The organism is Pseudomonas fildesensis (assembly GCF_001050345.1).
GTDB classification, from domain to species: domain Bacteria; phylum Pseudomonadota; class Gammaproteobacteria; order Pseudomonadales; family Pseudomonadaceae; genus Aquipseudomonas; species Aquipseudomonas fildesensis.
The window spans coordinates 182,524-201,384 of the sequence record NZ_LFMW01000039.1 but is presented as its reverse complement, the minus strand read 5'-3'; the positions used below and the strand labels follow the sequence as shown (position 1 = coordinate 201,384).

At 61.1% G+C, this 18,861-nt stretch carries 18 protein-coding genes and 2 pseudogenes; 9 read left to right on the top strand and 11 right to left on the bottom strand.

From position 1 onward, the window contains the following. Nucleotides 1-25: 25 nt before the first annotated feature. Entirely contained in the window at nt 26-967 is a 942-nt protein-coding gene (locus ACR52_RS28160) for a GlxA family transcriptional regulator (protein WP_048731589.1), read from the bottom strand. A 174-nt stretch (nt 968-1,141) separates the two neighbouring features. Here ACR52_RS28160 and ACR52_RS28155 point away from each other — a divergent pair, with 174 nt between their 5' ends. The 3 genes from ACR52_RS28155 (at nt 1,142) to ACR52_RS28145 (ending at nt 3,649) form a co-directional block, all read left to right on the top strand. Continuing rightward, nucleotides 1,142-1,771, top strand: a complete 630-nt coding sequence (locus ACR52_RS28155) for a TetR/AcrR family transcriptional regulator (protein ID WP_048731586.1) — start codon at nt 1,142-1,144, stop codon at nt 1,769-1,771. Continuing rightward, nucleotides 1,768-2,445, top strand: a complete 678-nt coding sequence (locus tag ACR52_RS28150) for a type 1 glutamine amidotransferase domain-containing protein (protein WP_048731584.1) — start codon at nt 1,768-1,770, stop codon at nt 2,443-2,445. Before ACR52_RS28155 ends, ACR52_RS28150 begins: the two co-directional genes overlap by 4 nt. Before the next feature lie 79 nt (nt 2,446-2,524). Beyond that, nucleotides 2,525-3,649 carry an alkene reductase gene (locus ACR52_RS28145; RefSeq protein ID WP_048731581.1) on the top strand — a complete coding sequence of 375 codons (1,125 nt, stop codon included), beginning with the start codon at nt 2,525-2,527 and terminating at the stop codon, nt 3,647-3,649. Between the two features lie 224 nt (nt 3,650-3,873). On the opposite strand, the gene ACR52_RS28140 is transcribed toward ACR52_RS28145, so the two are convergent. Together ACR52_RS28140 and ACR52_RS31960 are read right to left on the bottom strand one after the other, a co-directional pair. Continuing rightward, complete coding sequence (locus ACR52_RS28140; RefSeq protein WP_048731578.1) at nt 3,874-4,872, bottom strand: NAD(P)H-quinone oxidoreductase; 999 nt, start codon at nt 4,870-4,872, stop codon at nt 3,874-3,876. Continuing rightward, a pseudogene (locus ACR52_RS31960) lies at nt 4,869-5,042 on the bottom strand (MFS transporter); the annotation flags it as partial. The gene ACR52_RS28140 and the pseudogene ACR52_RS31960, both read right to left, overlap by 4 nt. Between ACR52_RS31960 and ACR52_RS30730 the strand changes: the two are divergent. Then, nucleotides 5,020-5,109 (top strand): annotated as a pseudogene (locus ACR52_RS30730) (LysR family transcriptional regulator); the annotation flags it as partial. The pseudogenes ACR52_RS31960 and ACR52_RS30730 overlap by 23 nt on opposite strands. An 81-nt stretch (nt 5,110-5,190) precedes the next feature. Continuing rightward, a complete protein-coding gene (locus tag ACR52_RS28135) occupies nt 5,191-5,577 on the top strand; it encodes a DoxX family protein (protein ID WP_048731577.1) in 387 nt (128 codons plus the stop codon). Nucleotides 5,578-5,631: 54 nt separating this feature from the next. On the opposite strand, the gene ACR52_RS28130 is transcribed toward ACR52_RS28135, so the two are convergent. The 3 genes from ACR52_RS28130 to ACR52_RS28120 all read right to left on the bottom strand — a co-directional run bounded on the left by ACR52_RS28130 (nt 5,632) and on the right by ACR52_RS28120 (nt 8,825). After that, the gene (locus ACR52_RS28130) at nt 5,632-6,450 is read right to left on the bottom strand and encodes an alpha/beta fold hydrolase (RefSeq protein ID WP_048731575.1); all 819 of its coding nucleotides are present in this window, start codon (nt 6,448-6,450) and stop codon (nt 5,632-5,634) included. A gap of 90 nt (nt 6,451-6,540) precedes the next feature. After that, nucleotides 6,541-7,932, bottom strand: a complete 1,392-nt coding sequence (locus tag ACR52_RS28125) for an alginate export family protein (protein WP_048731572.1) — start codon at nt 7,930-7,932, stop codon at nt 6,541-6,543. Continuing rightward, nucleotides 7,929-8,825, bottom strand: coding sequence for a VOC family protein (locus ACR52_RS28120; RefSeq protein WP_048731570.1), 897 nt, complete (start codon nt 8,823-8,825; stop codon nt 7,929-7,931). The genes ACR52_RS28125 and ACR52_RS28120 overlap by 4 nt, the downstream gene beginning before the upstream one ends. Nucleotides 8,826-8,965: 140 nt before the next feature. Here ACR52_RS28120 and ACR52_RS28115 point away from each other — a divergent pair, with 140 nt between their 5' ends. Beyond that, nucleotides 8,966-10,033 (top strand): NAD(P)-dependent alcohol dehydrogenase, encoded by a 1,068-nt coding sequence (locus tag ACR52_RS28115; RefSeq protein WP_048731568.1) that lies wholly within the window; start codon nt 8,966-8,968, stop codon nt 10,031-10,033. A 14-nt stretch (nt 10,034-10,047) separates the two neighbouring features. Here ACR52_RS28115 and ACR52_RS28110 read toward each other — a convergent pair whose 3' ends face one another. After that, nucleotides 10,048-10,359, bottom strand: a complete 312-nt coding sequence (locus ACR52_RS28110) for a hypothetical protein (protein WP_048731567.1) — start codon at nt 10,357-10,359, stop codon at nt 10,048-10,050. A 212-nt stretch (nt 10,360-10,571) separates the two neighbouring features. On the opposite strand from ACR52_RS28110, the gene ACR52_RS28105 reads away from it, so the two are divergent. From ACR52_RS28105 to ACR52_RS28095, 3 genes are read left to right on the top strand one after another with little or no spacing between them, the layout of a single operon-like run. Continuing rightward, a complete protein-coding gene (locus ACR52_RS28105; RefSeq protein ID WP_048731808.1) occupies nt 10,572-11,216 on the top strand; it encodes a secretin and TonB N-terminal domain-containing protein in 645 nt (214 codons plus the stop codon). Beyond that, the gene (locus tag ACR52_RS28100; protein ID WP_048731565.1) at nt 11,213-11,758 is read left to right on the top strand and encodes an RNA polymerase sigma factor; all 546 of its coding nucleotides are present in this window, start codon (nt 11,213-11,215) and stop codon (nt 11,756-11,758) included. Before ACR52_RS28105 ends, ACR52_RS28100 begins: the two co-directional genes overlap by 4 nt. Nucleotides 11,759-11,795: 37 nt before the next feature. Beyond that, nucleotides 11,796-12,722: a FecR family protein gene (locus ACR52_RS28095; RefSeq protein WP_048731563.1), complete on the top strand. Its 927-nt coding sequence runs from the start codon at nt 11,796-11,798 to the stop codon at nt 12,720-12,722. A gap of 143 nt (nt 12,723-12,865) precedes the next feature. On the opposite strand, the gene ACR52_RS28090 is transcribed toward ACR52_RS28095, so the two are convergent. The 4 genes from ACR52_RS28090 to gspH form a co-directional block, all read right to left on the bottom strand. Continuing rightward, the gene (locus tag ACR52_RS28090; RefSeq protein WP_048731807.1) at nt 12,866-13,255 is read right to left on the bottom strand and encodes a hypothetical protein; all 390 of its coding nucleotides are present in this window, start codon (nt 13,253-13,255) and stop codon (nt 12,866-12,868) included. Nucleotide 13,256: 1 nt separating this feature from the next. After that, a complete protein-coding gene (locus tag ACR52_RS28085) occupies nt 13,257-17,594 on the bottom strand; it encodes an RHS repeat-associated core domain-containing protein (protein ID WP_082143270.1) in 4,338 nt (1,445 codons plus the stop codon). A 158-nt stretch (nt 17,595-17,752) separates the two neighbouring features. Further along, on the bottom strand, nt 17,753-18,376 hold the full coding sequence (locus ACR52_RS28080; protein WP_048731560.1) for a type II secretion system protein GspJ: 624 nt from the start codon (nt 18,374-18,376) through the stop codon (nt 17,753-17,755). Further along, on the bottom strand, nt 18,373-18,825 hold the full coding sequence (gene gspH / locus ACR52_RS28075) for a type II secretion system minor pseudopilin GspH (protein WP_048731558.1): 453 nt from the start codon (nt 18,823-18,825) through the stop codon (nt 18,373-18,375). The genes ACR52_RS28080 and gspH overlap by 4 nt, the downstream gene beginning before the upstream one ends. Between the last annotated feature and the right edge of the window lie 36 nt (nt 18,826-18,861).

The window sequence follows — 18,861 nt, the reverse complement described above, 5'->3', positions numbered from 1 at the left end:
TGAACTTAAAGGAGCCCGCCCGTCCCTAGCCCCCCGTATTGAACAGCACCTGCTGCATCGCCTGAGGCGGCTGCCCGAACGCGCGCAGGAACGCCTGGCGCATGCGCTCGCGGTCGCCGAAGCCGGTTTCACGGGCGACGACTTCCACCGGGTGACGACTGGTTTCCATCATCGCCCGCGCCGCTTCCACGCGCAGGGATTCGATGGCCTTGGCCGGCGTCTGCCCGGTTTCTTCGCGAAATACTCGGCTGAACTGGCGCGGGCTGAGCCGGGCGACGTCGGCCAAGGCTTCCACCGACAGGTCGTGTGTGAGGTTTTCGCGGGCGTAAGCGAGGGCCAGTTGCACGCGGTCGGACTTGGGGTCCAGCTCCAGCAACGCTGACAGCTGCGACTGCTCACTGCCCCGCCGCTGGGCGATCACCAGCTTGCGCGCGATGCGGCGGGCGAGGTCGCTGCCCAGGTCGTTCTCCACCATCGCCAATGCCAGGTCGACCCCGGCGCTCATGCCGGCACCGGTCCACACCTGGCCGTCCACCACGAACAGCTTGTCGTCTTCCAGGCGGATATCCGGGTAGCGCTTGCGGAACGCCGGTGCGTGGATCCAGTGGGTGGTGGCGCGCTTGCCCTCCAACAACCCAGCTTCAGCCAGCACAAAAATGCCCATGCACAATGAGGCGATCCGCCGCGATTGCGCGGACGCGGCCTTGACCATTTCCAGCAGGTTGGCTTCCGGCAGGCGAAACTCCAGGTAGCCGCTGACGATCAACGTGTCATAGCCCTCAGGGCGGATCGGCGCGGTATTCACCGAGAAGCCCTGGGACGTCATCACCGCGCCACCGCTCTGCGACACCAGGTGAAATTCATAGGCCGGCTCGCCCCGCAGCAGGTTCGCGCACTCGAACACCGAGCCCAGGCTGAGGCTCAGGGATTGGAAGTTCGGGTAAACCATCAGCGCAACGCTGTGCATCGCATGTCTCCAGGGGCGTGGGAAGGTGGGGATTGTCGGCGGCTGCCGGGAAAACGGCAACCGGCTTTGCGTCATGTCCGGAATCCTTGCGGATATGACATTGTGCGAGTTTGGCCCGGCTCCTAACATTCACCCAACGAACTAGACGACTGGTCTAATCGGACGGGATGAATAATGAGCAGCGAAACTAAAAGTGCAAAACAGAGCATTCTGGACACGGCGCAATTAATTGTGGGTCGTAAAGGATTTTCTGCGGTGGGGTTGAACGAAATACTTCAAGCCGCCGAGGTGCCTAAAGGTTCGTTTTATCATTACTTCAATTCCAAGGATGCGTTCGGTGTTGTGTTGCTCGATAACTACTTCGACAACTACGTAAATGGCATGCAACAACTCTTTAATCAGCCCGGTTTAACCCAGCACGCCAAGTTGATGCGGTATTGGCAATGCTGGATAGACAACCAGACCGGCTGCACCGATGCAGGCAAATGCCTTGCCGTCAAACTGGGTGCTGAGGTGTCAGACCTTTCAGAACCCATGCGACTGGCGCTGCATCGCGGCACCTCACGCACCATCGAATTGCTCGCCGTGGCCATGCAGCGCGGCGTTGAAGACGGTTCGTTGTTGCTTGAACACCGCCCGCAGGACTTGGCCCATCAGCTGTACGCGTTATGGCTGGGCGCCAGCGTCATGAGCAAGATCACCCGAACATTCGCGCCTTTTGAGGAGGCGTTGCTGCTGACCCGACAGCTGTTGGGTCGCCCTGAAAACACTGACAATCACATCGATCGAGGCACTGGAAAATGAAAGTATTAATGGTACTGACCTCTCACGACCAGCTTGGCGACACCGGCCGCAAGACCGGCTTCTGGCTCGAAGAATTTGCTGCACCCTATTACGTGTTCAAGGACGCCGGCGCCGAACTGGTGCTGGCATCCCCGGCCGGTGGCCAGCCGCCGCTGGACCCGGTCAGCGATCAGCCGGACGCACAAACCGAGCAGACCCGCCGCTTTGCCGCCGACCCAGCTGCACAACAGGCCCTGGCCAATACCGTCAAGCTGGACACGGTCAACGCTGCCGATTTCGACACGGTGTTTTACCCAGGTGGCCACGGGCCGCTGTGGGACCTGGCGGAGTCGCCTGTTTCCATCGCTCTGATCGAGTCTTTCGAGCGTGCCGGCAAGCCGATCGGCTTTGTTTGCCATGCACCGGGCGCCTTGCGTCACGTCAAGGCGGTCAACGGTGAGCCGCTGGTCAAGGGCCGTCGGGTCACCGGCTTCTCCAATTCCGAAGAAGCGGCTGTCGGCCTGACTGATGTTGTGCCGTTCCTGATTGAAAATGATTTCAAGACCCTCGGCGGCAAGTATGAGAAGGGCGCTGATTGGCAATCCTTTGTACTGGAAGATGGGTTGTTGATCACCGGGCAAAACCCTGCAAGTTCCAGCGACGTTGCAAAAGCGCTGCTGAAACTCACCGCGTAAATTAATAAATCGTTTGATTGATTGGCGACTCTCACGAGTCGCCAATCCTTTCGCTCGTCTTGAATTTGGAAATATTAGAATGACTGACAATGTGTTAAGTACCCCGGTAAAACTGGGTCACCACCTATTAAACAACCGTATCGTCCTGCCGCCCCTGACCCGCCAGCGCAGCGCCCAACCCGGCGATATCGCCACCGACCTGATGGCCGAGTATTACCGCCAACGCGCCAGTGCCGGTTTCATGGTCAGCGAAGGCACGCAGATCGAGCCCCGTGGCCAGGGTTACGCCTGGACACCCGGTATCTACGCCCCGGCGCAGATCGACGGCTGGCGTAAAGTCACCGACGCGGTGCACGCCGAAGGCGGGGTGATTTTCGCCCAGCTGTGGCATGTCGGCCGTGTGTCCCATAACGCGTTGCAACCAGAAGGTGCCGCACCGGTCGCGCCGTCTGCGATTGCGGCTGAGCAAGCGAAAGCCTTTATCGAAACCGGGCCTGGCGTCGGAGAGTTGGTGCAGCCACCCGTACCTCGTGCGTTGAGCACGCTGGAAATCGAGGAATTGGTCGGGCATTACGCACAGGCCGCACGCAACGCGCTGGACGCCGGGTTTGACGGGGTGGAGATTCATTCGGCCAACGGTTACCTGGTCAACCAGTTCATCTCGGCCCACGCCAACCAGCGTGACGACGAATACGGCGGCTCCTTGCACAATCGTCTGCGCTTCCTTCGCGAGATCGTCGAAGCGGTCAGCAAGGTGGTCGGCCCGGAACGTCTCGGTGTGCGGTTCTCGCCGTTGTTCAGCGGGACTGATCAGGACCGGGTCTACATTGGCCTGGTAGAAGAAGATCCGCATCAGACCTACATCGAAGCGATCAAGGTGCTGGAGGAGTCGGGCATCGCCTACGTGTCCATCGCCGAAGCCGACTGGGACAACGCGCCCGTCCTGCCCGACACCTTCCGCCAGGCTGTGCGTGACACGTTCAGCGGGCGGATCATCTACGCCGGTCGCTACACCGCTGAGCGCGGTGCCCGGTTGGTCGAAGCGGGCCTGGCGGATTTGATCGCGTTCGGGCGACCGTTCATTGCCAACCCGGATTTGCCGCAGCGGATTTTCAATGGCTGGCCGTTGAACCCGCTGAAGGCTGAAGGGCTGTACGGCGGAACCGAGGCGGGCTACATCGATTACCCGACGTATGCCGAGTAAGCACCTCGCTTAACAGGAGGCCATGCTCTTGTGGCGAGTGGGCTTCCTGTGGCAAGCGGGCTTGTTGTGGCGAGCGGGCTTGCCCCGCGTTGGGCTGCGAAGCAGCCCCAAAACCAGCCACTTAGGAGTGTCTGACACACTGCGTTCTTATGTATTGGGGCCGCTTCGCAGCCCAACGCGGGGCAAGCCCGCTCGCCACAGCCACAGATGGCCCCGAGTGGCCCTTACTCCACCCGCAGCACAATCTTCCCAATATGATCCCCACCTTCCATCCGCGCATGAGCCTGGGCGGCGTCGGTGTATTCGTACACCTTGTCGATGATCGGCAGGCAACGCCCGGCCTCCAGTACCGGCCACACATACTCGCGCAATTGCTCGGCAATCGCGGCCTTTTCATCTTTTGTGCGTGCGCGCAAGAGTGAACCGGTGATCACCGCGCGCTTGCCGAGGATAGTCAGCAGGTCGACGTCATTGGCCTTGCCACCGCCCAGGAAACCCAGCATCACCAGGTGCCCGTCCATGGCCAGGGCCTTGAGGTTGTTGTTCAGGTACGAGGCACCCATGATGTCGAGGATCACATCGACGCCCTGGCCATCGGTTTTTTCGGCGATGACTTCGGCAAAATCCTGCTCGCGATAATTGATCGGCTCGGCACCCAGCTTGGTGATGGCGGCGCATTTGTCGGCGCTGCCGGCGGTGGCGAAGGCTTGGATGTCGTACTCACGGCAGAGCATCAACGCGGTGGTGCCGATACCGCTGGTGCCGCCGTGGATCAGCACACGCTGGCCGGTGTGCGCATCGCCGAGGCCGAACAGGTTGGCCCACACGGTGAAAAACGTTTCGGGCACGGCGGCGGCTTGAATCCAGTCCATGCCTTCGGGGATCGGCAACGCCTGGCTGGCGGGCACCGCGCAGAACTGCGCATAACCGCCGCCATTGGTCAGGGCGCACACTTTGTCGCCGACAGCGTACTCACTCACACCGTCACCCAGCGAGACGACTTCGCCTGCCACTTCCAACCCCGGAATCAGGCTCATGCCGGGTTTCATCGGGTACTTGCCGGCGCGTTGCAGGGCGTCGGGGCGATTGACCCCGGCTGCGTGCACCCGAATCAGGATCTCGCCGGGGCCCGCCACCGGTACGTCCGCCCGGCGTGGTTGCAGCACTTCGGGGCCACCGGGGGTGGTGATTTCGATCAGGGTCATTTCTTTAGGGAGCGTCATTTGAGATTTCCTGCAGCGATGAGCGTATGGGTTGGGACCGCATCGAGCGGCCGACGGTTCAGCAGGATCATGCCCAGTTCCAGCACCAGGGCGACCACAATGGCCCCCGCCGCGATCATGAACAACAGTGCATGCTGGCCGCCGCTGCTGTTGAACAGCGCCGACCTGCGCCAAACCGCGCGGGTGCGGGTGGTGATCGATGAAATCGTCGCGGGGTTTGCGGGTACCGGGGAGTGAGGTCAGCACAAGCTTGCAAGTTTGCGCACGCCTCTGCGAACACAATCGATGCCGGTGTTTTTTTACAGGCGTAGGTGAGCTATGAATGAATCAAGAACTCAGGACACAGGGCTGTTGTTTCTGCGGGTCAGCGGGGCGCTGTTCCTGCTGTGGGTGCACGGCTTGCCCAAACTGTTTGGCTACAGCGAGCAATTGAAGCTGATCGAAGACCCGTTTCACCTCGGCGCTCACCTCACACTGCTACTGGCGATTTTTGCCGAAGTACTGTGCCCGCTGCTGATCATCGCCGGGGTGCGGGTGCGCCTGGCGTGCCTGCCAATCCTGGCCGTGTTGTTGATCGCTATGTTGGTGGTGCATCCGGAATGGACGTTGTTTGAAGGGCAGTTCGGCTGGCTGCTGTTGATCATTTTCACCAGCATTTTGATCGCCGGGCCGGGTCGCCTTGTGGTCAGTCAGCGGTTTGCGTGAACAAAAAAAGGCCGGGCAAGCCCGGCCAAATAAGGAGAGGGTACGTCAGCGGTTTCAGCGGTTCAGGAACGCCAGCAAGTCTTCATTCAAGGCTTGGGCATGGGTCACTGCAAACCCGTGCGGTGCATCCTTGTAAACCTTCAGCTCAGCGCCCTTGATCATCTCGGCCGCCACCTTGCCGGTGGTTTCGAACGGCACGATCTGGTCGCCGTCGCCGTGGATCACCAGGGTCGGCACGTCGATCTTGGCCATGTCCGGGCGGAAGTCGGTCTCGGAGAACACGGTGACGCAATCCACCGTCGATTTCAGCGACGCCAGCAGGGCGACTTGCAGGGTTTGGGTCAGCACGCCTTCGGAGACTTTCTGGCCTTTGTTGATGCCGTAGAACTCCGGGTTGAAGTCGGCGATGAACTGCGCGCGATCTTTGAGCAGGCCGGCCTTGATGCCGTCGAATACTTCAGTCGGCACGCCCTGCGGATAGTCCGGTTTCTGGCCGAAGATCGGCGTCACGGCGCCCAGCAGCACCAGGCCGGCAACCCGTGCGCTGCCATGACGCGCGATGTAGCGAGCGACGTCGCCGCCACCCATGGAGAAGCCCACCAGGGTCACGTCCTTGAGGTCCAGGTGTTCGATCAACTGGGCAATGTCGTCGGCGAAGGTGTTGTAATCGTTGCCGGTCCACGGCTGGTCAGACCGGCCAAAACCACGGCGGTCGAACGCGATGGTGCGGTAGCCGCGGCTGCTCAGGTATTCCATCTGGTATTCCCACATGTCGGCGTCCAGTGGCCAGCCGTGGCTGAACAGCACGGGCTTACCGCTGCCCCAGTCCTTGAAGTAGATCTGGGTACCGTCTTTGGCAACGAATGTGCTCATGGAAAACTCCTTGCTTGAGGGATAAGAAAATTCAGGATCACTATCGCCCGAAGCCGCATAAACGGCTTGTACGGGTGTGCTTGCCTGGGGTCACCAACTGAACTTGAGCTCGACCCCCAGGTAATTGCTGTCATCGCCGCCGGCATCGCGCAGGGTTCGGCCCACTTCGTAATGCACCGCTTCGACCGCGCCCGTGAGGTTCGGCGTAAACACGTAGTCGGTACGCAGTTGACCGTAGGCGCCGGTCCAGCGTTCACCCTGGCCTGCGGTGCCAGCCACCGGCAGGTTCGGCTGGGTGTACACCGCATCGCTGGTGGTTTGCCGCCAGAGCAGGCCGACGGCAGTCTGCACGCTCAGCTTGTCGATAGGCTTGACGGTGATCGACGGTTTGACGTGAATCAGGTTGCTGTAGCCGGTGTAGCCGGCCAGGGAAAAGTAGTAGCCGTTGGGGAACAGCGGGTTGAACGTGCCGACCGTGCCGTCGCCGGATTTGCGGTCGCCCGAAGCGATGTCCAGTTGCAGGCCCAGGCGCGGTTTCCACGCCAGGCTGTCGAAGGTGTAGCCCGTGCGGCTGCCACCGGCCCACGCACGGATATCCTTGCTGCCCACCGAGCCGCCTTGCAGCATGGCTTCGATGTCCCAATCAAAACCCATTGCCGCGCCGCCCAGGCGCGCGTCGAACAGCTGGCGGGTTTCATCGCCGTCCGCGTCCAGATAGTGCGCGGCGCGGCGCTCGTACACGCCGTAGTAGGCCGACAGCTCATTCTTGCCGCCTACCAGCCGCTCGACCCGCAGCAGGTGAAAGCGTGCGTCACGGTTGGACTTGTCGTCGAAATGCCGGCCGTCCTGGTACTGCACCGGCTGGCTGGCGATGCCGATAAAGCGCCAGTGGGTGGTCTCCCAGTCGGCCCATATGGCGTCGAAGGATTGCCGCACATTCGGGCCGTCCCGTGACGAGATGAAACGCTGCAAGTCGAAGGCAAAGTCCTGGCGGCCGACACGGCTCTTGAAGGTACCGCTGTCGAAGGTGTTCACGTACTCGGCGAAGGCCAGGCGCAGGTCGACGCGGTTCTGGTCGGCACCGCCGACCGTGGTCTTGTCATAGGCCCGCACATCTTCCAGTTGGGTGAACACCCGCCAGTGTTCGTTGAGGTGCAGGTCGGCGTGCACCTGGAAACGCTGGATCAGGTAACGATCACGCGCCACGTTCCTCACGCCGAACCCACTGGCATCGTTCATCTCGAAACGCTCGCGCAACGTCGCGCCCAACGACAGGTACGTGAACGGGTTGGCGCTGGACAGCGGAATGTATTTCAAGCTGTCCAGCGGTTGCGTGTGCAGCGCCGGGTCCTTGAGCACAGACCAGTCTTCCTGCCAGCGGTTGGCCTTGATGGTCGGCCGTGTCGGTTGCTCGTCGGCATGAACGCTGCCGGCGAGCAGCGGCCACAGCACGGCCAGGCCCCAGCCTGTGCGGCGGATCATTTTGCCGCGCTGAGTTGATGAATCTCCGCGACGTAACCGCCCGGGAACTCCACCAGCGAACTGCGACGGCCTTTGCTGTCGAAGGCTGGCACCAGCAGTTTGGCGCCGGAGCCGGTGGCTCTGGCCAGCGTCGCCGTCAGGTCCGCCACTTGGTAGCCGGTGGTTTCATGGCCAAAGGGGTAGGGCAATTGGCCGTTGGTGACCAGCACCGCCATACGCCCGAACGGCGACTCGATATCGACGCGACGGTAGGTGCCGCCGGCCTGGCCCACATCGACGGCGGAGGCGTGCTTGTCATCCGCCAGGACCTTGCCATGGGAGAAGCCCAGGAAGGACTTGATAAAGCTGTCAGCCCGGTCGGCGGAAAGATACACGCGGTTTTCCGGTACGGTCTGGAACGCCGCGTAGTCCGGGGTCTTGGTGTGCCAGTAGAGCTGCATGTTCACGCCGCCCGGCCACTGGACCACCGCGTCACGCCCGATGGGGTCGGGGAAATCGCTGACGATCACCGCTGCACCGTTTTCCCTGGCGGCCTTGAGGGCGGCGTCCATGTCCTTGACCAGGTAGCCGTTACGCTCCTGCCCGAACGGGTGCGGGATCGGCGTGGTGAAACCGAACAGCGACACGGTGCCGGCCGGTGTTTGCAGCAATTGCGAGGTGGTGCTGCTTGGCACCGGCAGCACATTCACCACCACCTGAGCCGTGCTCTTGCCGCCGAAGGTGGCGAGGAAACTCTGGGTAAAACGATCCACATCGGCCGGGGCGACGTAGACGTGGCTAGTGTCGTATTGCGGCGCCACGGCCACGGCCGGCGTTGCGGCAAAGGTACTGCTCATCATGGCGCCGGTCAGCAGCGTCAATGCCAGTGATACCGCCCGTACTTTTCTACACATGCCCACTCTCCAGCGCTTTTTAGAAAGTCAGGAGCTTAGGGGCAGGGCAGTCACGCGGCTTGTACGGGCGTGCTCGGTTGAACGGTTCAGCATCTATGCTGGTCCACTGACCTCTACCGTCAAATCAACAGGTGAACCAAATGGCCAAGACTTACAGCTACGCCGCGCGGGATTCCAAGGATTCGCTCAAGCCCTTCAGCTTCGAGCGCCGCGCGCCCGGGGCGGATGACGTACAGATCGACATCCTCTACTGCGGCGTCTGCCACTCCGACCTGCACACCGCGCGCAACGAGTGGAACAACACCCTTTACCCCTCGGTGCCCGGCCATGAAATCGTCGGCCGCGTGACGGCGATCGGGGCCAATGTCAGTAAATTCAAGGTCGGTGACCTGGCCGGTGTCGGCTGCATGGTCGACAGTTGCCAGCACTGCGCGTCCTGCGCCGAGGGCGAGGAGCAATACTGCGAGAACGGTTTTACCGGTACCTACAACGGCCCGGTGTTCGGCGGTGAAAACACCTTTGGCGGCTACTCCGACAGCATCGTGGTGAAGGAGAAGTTCGTGCTGCGCATCTCCCACGACGACTCCAACCTCGCGGCCGTGGCACCGCTGCTGTGCGCCGGTATCACCACGTATTCGCCGTTGCATCACTGGAAGGTCGGCCCCGGCAAGAAGGTCGGTGTGGTCGGCCTCGGTGGCCTCGGTCACATGGCGGTTAAAATCGCCCATGCCATGGGCGCGCATGTGACGCTATTCACCACCTCACCGAACAAACGCGAAGACGGCCTGCGCCTGGGTGCCGACCAGGTGGTGGTGTCGAAGAACCCGGACGAAATGGCCAAGGTCGCCAACAGCCTGGACTTCATCCTCAACACCGTCGCCGCACCGCACAACCTCGACGCGTTCCTCAACCTGCTCAAGCGCGACGGCACCATGACCCTGGTCGGCGCCCCCGACAGCCCGCACCCGTCGCCGACGGTGTTCAACCTGATCTTCAAGCGCCGCAGCCTGGCCGGCTCGCTGATTGGCGGCATCCAGGAAACCCAGGACATGCTGGATTTCTGCGCCAAACACGGGATCGTCTCGGACGTGGAGATGATCGATATCCAGGGCATCAACGAAGCGTACGAGCGGATGCTCAAGGGCGATGTGAAGTATCGGTTTGTGATTGATATGGAGAGTTTGAAGAAAGAAAGCCACGCCGCTTGACGTCGGTGGTGCCCTCACGGCCGCTGCGGTTTGACCGAAGTCCCGAAGGTATTGCCCATGCGGATACCGGTGGTCGCCGGGGTGGACAACCCCACCTGATTCGGCGGCCGCTTCTGTACCGGCACGATCTGGGCCTCGCGGTTCTTCTGCGTGGCCTTGGCCGCATTCGGTGTGTTGCCCATCTGCTGGCCCAGGCAGGCATAGTCGGGGGCCTTGTAACCATCCACCGTGACTTCGGCGCAGCTATTGGCGGCGTTTTCGGCATGGGCGATCAGCGGCAGCAGTGCACACAACAACAGGCTGGCGAGGGTCGGGAACCGCTTCATCTTGGGCCTCCTGGCAGGGCCCGAGGGAGTAGGCCTTTTCGCTGCGAAGTGTAGTGCAACGGGCTTGCCGTCACCGTGATGTTTTTTTTGCTATCACCGTAACATCAGATTCATAAACTGGCCTCAGGATGACGGTTTTCGAGGACACGTCGGCCGTGCAGCGAGGCAACGCGGGGGGGGAACAGGGGGCTTGGCGACGCGCGGTAGGCGTGCTGGTCTTGCTGTTGGCGGTTGCCCAGCCCGCAAACGCAGAAACACCGCTGTTGATTCTGGACCTGCCGGCGCAAGACCTGGAACACGCACTGCAAGCGTACAGCCGCGCCAGCGGGATGGCCGTGCTGGTCGACCGTGACCTGACGCGGGGCCGGCGCGCCATCAGTGTGCGCGGGCGCTTCACGGCGCAGGAGGCTCTGGCGATGCTGCTGACAGGAAGTGGCCTGATGGCGCGTTATGTACGCAATGATGCGTTTACCTTACAGCTGCCTGAGGTCAGCCAGCCGCGTGCGTCCCGTGGTACGTCGGCACGCAACGCTGCACGGATCAACACCAGTTATGCCACCGCGTTGCAGCAGGCGATCGAGACAGGTTTGTGCCGTTCGCCGTTGACCCGGCCCGGCAGTTTCAGGGCGCTGGTGCAGGTGTGGGTCAACCCCGACGGCATGATTGAACACAGCCGGCTGGTCAGCTCCACCGGCGATGAACAACGCGATGAAGCATTGGTACGTAGCCTGGGCGCTGCCAGGGTTGAACGCCCTGCGCCCAGCTCACTGCGTCAGCCGGTGACTTTACTTTTGATGCCTGACACAACAGGAACACGCATGGACTGCACAGCAGGGAAAGGAGCCTCGGGCGGATGAAGAACACCGGGCACAGTACGATGGTCAGTTTGTTCCTGGCGTCCTACGAAGACTTCAAGGTGCGTTTGCGCAAGCGCCTGGGCTCGGAGGACCTGGCCAACGACGTCCTGCATGAAACCTACCTGCGGGTCGACCGCATGGAGGTGCCGCCAAACATTGCGCAACCCAATGCCTACCTGTACCGCATGGCCTTGAACATCGCCGCCGACCGCCGCGAGGCCGATGCCCGGCTGCTCACCGGCAGTGAGGTCGAAGAGTTGCTGCAACGCGCCGACGAAGCCCAGGACCCCTCGCGGGTGGTAGGCGGGCAGAAAGAAATCCAGTCCCTGGTCAAGGCCCTCTACGAATTGCCGGCACGCCGGCGCAAGATCCTCATCGCCGCGCGCCTGGAAGAGGCGCCGCACCTGGAAATATCCCAGCGTTTCGGCATTTCCACACGCATGGTCGAGAAGGAAATCAAGGCCGCCCTGGGCCATTGTGCCAAGCGCCTGGAAAGAAAAGTGATTCAGCGGTTCGGTCCCGGGGCCGGAAAACCGTCTTAGTGTTGAGTTCCTGATAAAACCGTGAGTATTTGCGCGCTTGAATATTTTTAGTCTCTCCACCGCCCGGCAGACACCCGCCAGCCCATTGCACGATGAAGCACGTGACTGGCTGGTGCTGCTGACCTCCGGCCGCGCCACCGTGGCCGATGCCAAGGCTTTGAACGTGTGGTGCGCCCAAAGCCCTGAGCATGCCCAGGCGTTCGAGCGGGCCAAGGCGTTGTGGCAGCACTTGGGCGCCGCGGCTGAACAGTCGGAGCGCCCGCGCCACTTTGGTCGGCGTGCGTTCCTGGGCGGCGCCATTGCGGCGTCGGCGGCGCTGGTGATGGTGCGCGTCGGCGTGCCGGGCGGGTTTGCCGGGTTGGCCGCAGACTATCGCACCGACGTCGGCGAGCAGCGCCAGGTGCTGTTGAGCGAGGGCGTGAGCCTGGAGCTCAACACCCAAACGCGCATCAGCCGGGTGGGGCAGGGGATTGAACTGCTTGAAGGCGAAGTCGAGGTGGTTGCCCACGTTGCGCAGCCACTCAAGGTCCAGGCCGGGGAGGGTTGGGTGAGCGCGGCCCAGGCACGGTTCAATGTGCGTCATACCGACCGCAATGTCTGCGTGACCTGTATCGAGGGCTGGCTTTCGGTAGATGTCGCAGGGCGCAGTGTGCGCCTGGAGAGCGGTCGGCAATTGACCTACGGCGCCGCCGGCGTGGGTGAGCCGGCAACCGTCGACGCGCAGGCGGTGGTGGCGTGGCGTGAGCAGGTATTGGTGTTCAACAACGCGACGTTGGCGACGGTGGTCGATGAGATCAATCGCTATCGGCCGGGGATGTTGGTGTTGTTGAACACCGAACTGGGCAAGCGGCGGGTGCAGGCGCGGTTCAGTTTGCAACAGCTGGCGGGTGTGGCGTTGTTGATTCGGGATGCGTATGGGGCGAAGTGTACGGAGTTGCCGGGGGGCGTTGTGTTGTTGAGTTAGTTTGATGACCGATCCATTGCTGCGGTGCCTGGCGATGTCAGCGTTCCCCTGCATCGGTTACCGAGACTTCCAGGCCGTCCGGCCATTCGCCTCGGTTGACTGTAAATAGATCTGTCCCGTTTGGCTTATGGGGTGCGCATTTTTTAATTGTCTTCTGCTGCGTACATATAAAATGCATCTTCTGAACAGTAGAATACTTTTCTCGTTGAGTTTGCTTCGACTGGAGAAATTAATAGTTCTCTTAAGTCATCTGAGTTTATGGCCTCATCAAGAAAATTCAAAAGGTCATGTATTTTTGCTTTATACAGATCACCTTTAAAAAATATTTTTTTACCTTTTCGCGTAACTAGGTTGTGCGCAATGTAGTAATAATCTGAACTCAAGTTAGGCTTCAGCTCCGCGAGCGAATCAAAAACTTGAATTATGTTGCCCGACAGAGTTGGCCTTAGCATCAGCGAGTAGATGTCTTCTTTATTTTCGTTAGGGCCTAATTCAAGTTTTTTAAGTTTTTCAAAGCGATAATTATTGTTCATGCTAGTTTGGGATGTCATAGAAAATATGACCATCCCCTCCATTGTTGTACCACTTGATGTGAGGCGTATCCCCAAAGCCGCCCTCTGGAGCCATATGTTGCTCGTAGCCTTTCGGGTATTTTGCTACACCATCGGCGCGAGCGCTTTGGGTATGAGCCTTATAACGGTTCATATTACCTTGTGAATCGTTCAAGAAAGCCTTTGCGTCAGAGCTTGAATTTACCTTTACTTGAAATTTTTCTCCATTGGCCATGGCTATCCTGTTATCTGCGACGGCTTGCTTCCACTCTTTTGAGCCTTTAGCTAGTACGCGCATCTGCGAGGATTTTTTATTCAGTTTTCCCTTGTAGGCGCCGCACGCCAAGCCTTTGGGGTCGACCCATTCGAAAGGGTTCGGAGCATATTGATAAAGGTTAAAGCCACCCGCCAACCCAATCGGATCCGGCGTCGTAAACCGCCCCACATCCGGATCATAGAACCGAAACGTATTGAAATGCAGCCCGGTCTCCCGGTCCAGGTACTGCCCCTGAAACCGCAAATTCTGCCCTTCAACAAAGTACGGCTCCCGCACCTCTTCAACCGTGTTACCCCACACCTGATACCGCGCCTGCCACACCGTTTTTCCATCGTCTTCTGTCAGTTGTTCCGGCAACCCGTTCAGGTCGTTGTGGTAATAACGCACGCGCTGATGTTCGCCCGTCCCGTCGACTCGGGCCAGGGGTACATAGCCATCGTCCTCATAGATATAGAGGCTGGTCTGGCTATGCCGATGCTCCTGCAACAGGCGCAAGCCATCCCAGCCGAAGCGGGTTTCACCCAACGGATACCCGTGACTGTCGTATTCGGTTTTGGCGATGCGCCGGCCGAGCGGGTCATAGGTCATGTTCACGACTGTTTCGCGCTCGCCCTTTCGACTTCGAACTTCGATCAGGCGGTGTTCTGCGTCGTAGGCGAAGCGTTGCAAGCCTCTCGCGGCGCTGCGTTTTTCGATCAGTCGGCCGAAGCCGTCGTAGCGGTAGCGCTTGTCCTGGTAGGTCAGCAGCCGGTTATGGCGCACCAAGCCGCCCGAGGTTTGCGGGCCGTCGAGCAGGTTGGCGGCGGCGTCGTAGGCGAAGGTTTCGCGTTGGCCCAGGGTGTTGTCCTGGGTCGCGATGATCCGACCGGTCGCGTCGTAGTGCAGCAATTGACGTTGGTCCGACTCCAGGCGGCCGATCAGGTTGTTGGCCGGGTCGTACTCATAGTTTTTTTGTTGGGCCGCCGGCAGCTGCCGGGGGTGGCCTGTAGGGCGGCGGGCGCGCGAGTGCAGGCGGCCGCTGCGGTCATATTCGCTGCGCGTCGTGATCTGGCCTTGGGTGCGCAGTACTTCGCGGTGCAGGCGGTCGCGTTCGAAGTCGCTGATAACGCGACCGTCGAGGTTGATCTGGTGCAGGTGGCCGCTGCCGTAGTACAGGCGATTGAGCCAGCTGCCGTCGGGTAGTTCGGACTGAGTCAGGTTGCCGAGTTCGTCATAGTGGTGGTTCAGGCTGCCGACGGCGCTTTGTTCGGTGAGCAGTTGGCCGAGTGGGTCGTAGGCAAAAGCCAATGCCTGAGTGTGACCGTCGTTGCCAGTGAAGGTGGTGGCGGTCAGTTGGTCGTGGAGGTCATAGGTGTATTCGGTACGGCCGTCATCCGTGGTTTTAACCCGCAGTCGGCCCGCTGCATCCCGTTCCAGTCGATGGATGATGGAGGTTGCTGGCGTCGGCCCCTCGTCAGCGGGTGATGGGGCGTATTCAACTGCGGATACGTTATCCAGCGGGTCATAGGTGTAGCGCCGGGCGCTGCCGTCCAGGTCTTGCTGTTCGCGCAGCCGGTCGGCGGCGTCCCAGGTAAAACGGTAGCGCTCGCCATTTTCATTGGCCAGGGTTTGCAAGCGGCCATAGGCGTCGTAGCGGAACTCGATCTGGCGGCCATGGGCATCAATGCGTTGGCGTATCTGCCCACGACGACCGTATTGGTAGCGCGTGGTGCTGCCGGCGGCATCAGTGAAGGCAACCAGTTGCCCACAGGTATCACGTACGTAGCGTTCCGTGCGGTCTTCGGGCATTTCGACGTGCAGCAGGCGCCCTTGGGGGTCGTGCGTATACCGAACATGTTCACCAAAGGCGTCGATGACAGCGCGTAGGTGCCCGCGCCGGTCATACTTGAAATCGGTCGGGTAGCCGGAGCAATCGGCGTGGTGTGTCACCTGGCCGAATTCATTCCAACGCAAGGTTTTGCTCTTGCCGGTGGCATCGGTGATTTCCACCACCTGCCCAAACGCGTCATGGCGGTAGCGCGTGACGTGCCCCAAGGGGTCGGTCTCTCTGACGCAATTGCCGCGCTGGTCGTACCGGTATTGCCACGCTTGGCCCGCTGCATCGGTCTCCACCAACGGCAGTGACCAATGTTCCAGCCACAACGTGGACTCGATGCGGCCCAACGGATCTTGCGTATCGCACAGGTTGCCGGACTCGTCGTAGCTGAACCGCCACTGACCGGCTTGGGGATCGGTGGCGCTGAGTAACTGGCGCTCGTCATTCCATTCGAATTGCCAGGTTTGGCCGAGGTTGTCGGTGTATTCGGTGATTTGGTACTGCGGGTTCCAGCGGCGTGTGCTGACCCGTTGCAAGCCATCGGTAATCTGCGTGATCCCGGCCAGCAGGTCATAGTCAAATTGGTAATGATCGCCCTCATCGGTCCAGTGCCGCACCACGCGCCACTCGGTGTCCTCCACGCACGCCCACTCGTAGTAACAACGCAGGCCGGTGGGCAGTTGGTGCTCGACCATGCGCTGGCCGCTGTCGTAGGCAAAGCGGCGCTGTAAATGCCCGGTGGTATCCCGCACTTCTGCGAGGTCGCCGCGCGTGTCATAGGCATAGCTGACGAGGGTTTCTCGGCTGTGATCGGCGAACAGGCGATCAATATGAGCGACCCGGCCAGGCCATTGCTGGCTGTAGCCCAGTTCCACTCGTACATCGTTGAAGGGATCGTGTAATTGGCCCAGGCGGCCTTGGGCGTCATAGTCGAGGAGGATGCGGTTGTCGTTGCGATCCCCCAATTGGCTCAAGCGCAGGTGCGACGGGTTACCCGGCGTTGGTTCGAATAGCCGATAGAGCCCGTCGACGCTTTCAATCAGCAACTGGCCGTTGGTATCGCGCCGTACGCTCAAGCCTTCGCCCGCGCTGAACACCGCGCCACCCAGGGTGATGGAGCCCATATCGATCTGCCGGGCCTGCTCGTCGGTGTAGATCAGTCTTTCGCCGCCCTCGGGATGTACATCAACTTCGACGAAGACCTCGTAGATCACACTCCAACTGGCACCAAAAAAGCCGTCCCGACGTTCATCACGGCTGCTGTGATAGCGTTGCCATTCGATAGGCAGCAGACCGGGCAGGGCGAAGTCCAGGTCATCCTCGCCGTCCAAAATTTTCGCCCCCGTGGCGCTGTGCACCGGGTTGGGCGAACCCACGACCGCCGAGGTCATGGCGTTGGTCACCTGACTGGTGCCCCAAGACACCAGCCCGCCCACGGCCATACAGGGCAGCTTGCTGAAAAATTTCGAGCCGCCACCGCGCAACGTCAGCAGCGCCGTCACCGCCAGCCCCACACCGGGCGTCTTGCCGCTGCGAATCTCGCGAACCACCAGGGGCGCTCCGCCGATGATCACATTCGACGAAATCAGCCCCTTGACCGCCCCGACCTTGGCCTCGCACGTACTGCGGTCCCCGCTGCGTGCGGCGGGCTGACCGTTAATGAACACCTTGCTCGAGCCTTCGGCCACGTATTGTTCCGGCATCGGCGGGTGTTTATTGCAGTCGACTTTATCGGCAGGACTAGGCACGGCGCCCGCCACCGGGGTAGCCACCGCAGGGCGCCATAGCTGAGAGAAGAAACCTTCTGCGATATCCAGATAAGCAGGTGCATCACCAGGCGCCTCGACGACAGCCGCAATTTTGCCGGCCGCGCGCGCAGCCGGTTTGCCGTTGATAAATACGTCGGGCGAACCGCTGCGGATAAATGCATCGATGACAGGCGGGAACAGCGCATCGGCAAAAGACTCACATAATCGTGAGAGGCCTTTATCCGCACCGGTCTTGCTCATGCCGATGCCGACTACCACACCGACGACGGCGCCCAGTACAAAACAGCCGAGGCCACCGGTAGCCACGGTGATACCTGTCGCTGCAACCACCGCTGCAGTCGCCAATGCAGTCACCGCCACGCTGGCCGCAATCTCCAATACACCGCCCAATACATCCGCCAGCATTAAACTGTGCAGAAGCGCATCACCCTCGCGGGCGGCCCACAGCGTGTCTGTCATGCGCAACGATCCCTGTCCGAAAAGACCCGGATCAAATCACGCGGTTGCTGCCTTGCTCAGGTGGTGTTTTCCGAGGTTTTCGTAAGAGTTTTCCCAAAGCAGACCATCAGCAAAGAGAGAGAAGGCGCTTCCAATCGCGAAAGAGACGAGGCCGCGAGTCAGTCAAGCTGGCTCCTGAAAGGCCCCAACACCTGCCGATACCGTTCCACGCCCTGCGCCGTCTGCCGCTCCATGCTGATCTCCATCCCCAGCGGATCTTCCCGCCGATTCCCGCTCAACTGCCGCCAGCCCTTATCAGCCTCCCAGACCCGCACCTGTAGATCACTGACCCCGGTCAGCACCACCACCGCGTCCTTCGCTGCCGGCAATGGGAAGCGATCCCGTGCAGGCGCCGCCGCGCGGTACAGGTTGTCGCCCTTGAGCCACCAGCGCACCCGTTGTAAACCGTCTCCCGCGACCGGCGCGCTGCGGATCACGTCCAGCCGAAAACCTTTGCTGTCGGAACTGCGCACCGTCACGGCCGCGAGCTTATCGGTTTTGGTTATGGCGTCTTCAGTCGTAGCCGGTACGGCCAACTCGACGCTGGCACGCAAGCTGATATCGCGCTGCAGTTGGTTCAGCGCCCGCAACAACACTTCGGTCTGTTCGGTGCTGGCCTGTAAGTGCTGATCGGCACGGGTAACGCTGTCGAGGCCACGCCAGGCGATGAGGCTGACCACCGCCATCAGCATGATCGCCACCATCACTTCGATCAGGGTGAAGCCTTGCTGGGCGTTGTTCATGGCTGGCTCACCACGCGCATCCTGCCTGCGGCATCGCGTTGCAGGCTGAGGCTGTGCTGCCCGTCGGACAGCACCATCCGCAGCGGGGGGTTGATCCATTCGGCGTCGAGTACCAGGGTTTGTCTGGGTTCGATGTTGACTTGCATCGGCGTGCTCTCCCACGGGCGCGGGCGCAGTTGGGAATCGCCCTGGAACGACTCCACGCCCAGGCCGTCATCGCTGCGGCGGTTGAAGCGAAAGCCCTTGGCGTCGGCGCGCCAGGTGATGGCGCGGCCATCGGCGCGGGCTTCGGCCTGGGCCACTTGCAGCACTTGGCTCAGGCGCTCGGCGTCCTTGCGCAGCAGGTGCAGCGGGTCGGGCTTGATCGTCAGGCTGATGGCGGCGCTGGCGATACCGATGATCACCAGCACCACCATCAACTCGATCAGGGTGAAGCCTTGCTGTTTCATCGGATGACCCCTGGAGAACTGGAGAGCTTGTGAAAT

What these genes read in the sequence shown, in the direction of transcription:
- ACR52_RS28100 (WP_048731565.1), top strand. Translation starts at nt 11,213, where the DNA reads ATGAAGAACACCGGGCACAGTACGATGGTCAGTTTGTTCCTGGCGTCC.
- ACR52_RS28110 (WP_048731567.1), bottom strand. Translation starts at nt 10,359, where the DNA reads ATGAAGCGGTTCCCGACCCTCGCCAGCCTGTTGTTGTGTGCACTGCTG.
- ACR52_RS28145 (WP_048731581.1), top strand. Translation starts at nt 2,525, where the DNA reads ATGACTGACAATGTGTTAAGTACCCCGGTAAAACTGGGTCACCACCTA.
- ACR52_RS28130 (WP_048731575.1), bottom strand. Translation starts at nt 6,450, where the DNA reads ATGAGCACATTCGTTGCCAAAGACGGTACCCAGATCTACTTCAAGGAC.
- ACR52_RS28115 (WP_048731568.1), top strand. Translation starts at nt 8,966, where the DNA reads ATGGCCAAGACTTACAGCTACGCCGCGCGGGATTCCAAGGATTCGCTC.
- ACR52_RS28140 (WP_048731578.1), bottom strand. Translation starts at nt 4,872, where the DNA reads ATGACGCTCCCTAAAGAAATGACCCTGATCGAAATCACCACCCCCGGT.
- ACR52_RS28080 (WP_048731560.1), bottom strand. Translation starts at nt 18,376, where the DNA reads ATGAACAACGCCCAGCAAGGCTTCACCCTGATCGAAGTGATGGTGGCG.
- ACR52_RS28155 (WP_048731586.1), top strand. Translation starts at nt 1,142, where the DNA reads ATGAGCAGCGAAACTAAAAGTGCAAAACAGAGCATTCTGGACACGGCG.
- ACR52_RS28160 (WP_048731589.1), bottom strand. Translation starts at nt 967, where the DNA reads ATGCACAGCGTTGCGCTGATGGTTTACCCGAACTTCCAATCCCTGAGC.
- ACR52_RS28090 (WP_048731807.1), bottom strand. Translation starts at nt 13,255, where the DNA reads ATGAACAATAATTATCGCTTTGAAAAACTTAAAAAACTTGAATTAGGC.
- ACR52_RS28125 (WP_048731572.1), bottom strand. Translation starts at nt 7,932, where the DNA reads ATGATCCGCCGCACAGGCTGGGGCCTGGCCGTGCTGTGGCCGCTGCTC.
- gspH (WP_048731558.1), bottom strand. Translation starts at nt 18,825, where the DNA reads ATGAAACAGCAAGGCTTCACCCTGATCGAGTTGATGGTGGTGCTGGTG.
- ACR52_RS28150 (WP_048731584.1), top strand. Translation starts at nt 1,768, where the DNA reads ATGAAAGTATTAATGGTACTGACCTCTCACGACCAGCTTGGCGACACC.
- ACR52_RS28120 (WP_048731570.1), bottom strand. Translation starts at nt 8,825, where the DNA reads ATGTGTAGAAAAGTACGGGCGGTATCACTGGCATTGACGCTGCTGACC.
- ACR52_RS28085 (WP_082143270.1), bottom strand. Translation starts at nt 17,594, where the DNA reads ATGACAGACACGCTGTGGGCCGCCCGCGAGGGTGATGCGCTTCTGCAC.
- ACR52_RS28135 (WP_048731577.1), top strand. Translation starts at nt 5,191, where the DNA reads ATGAATGAATCAAGAACTCAGGACACAGGGCTGTTGTTTCTGCGGGTC.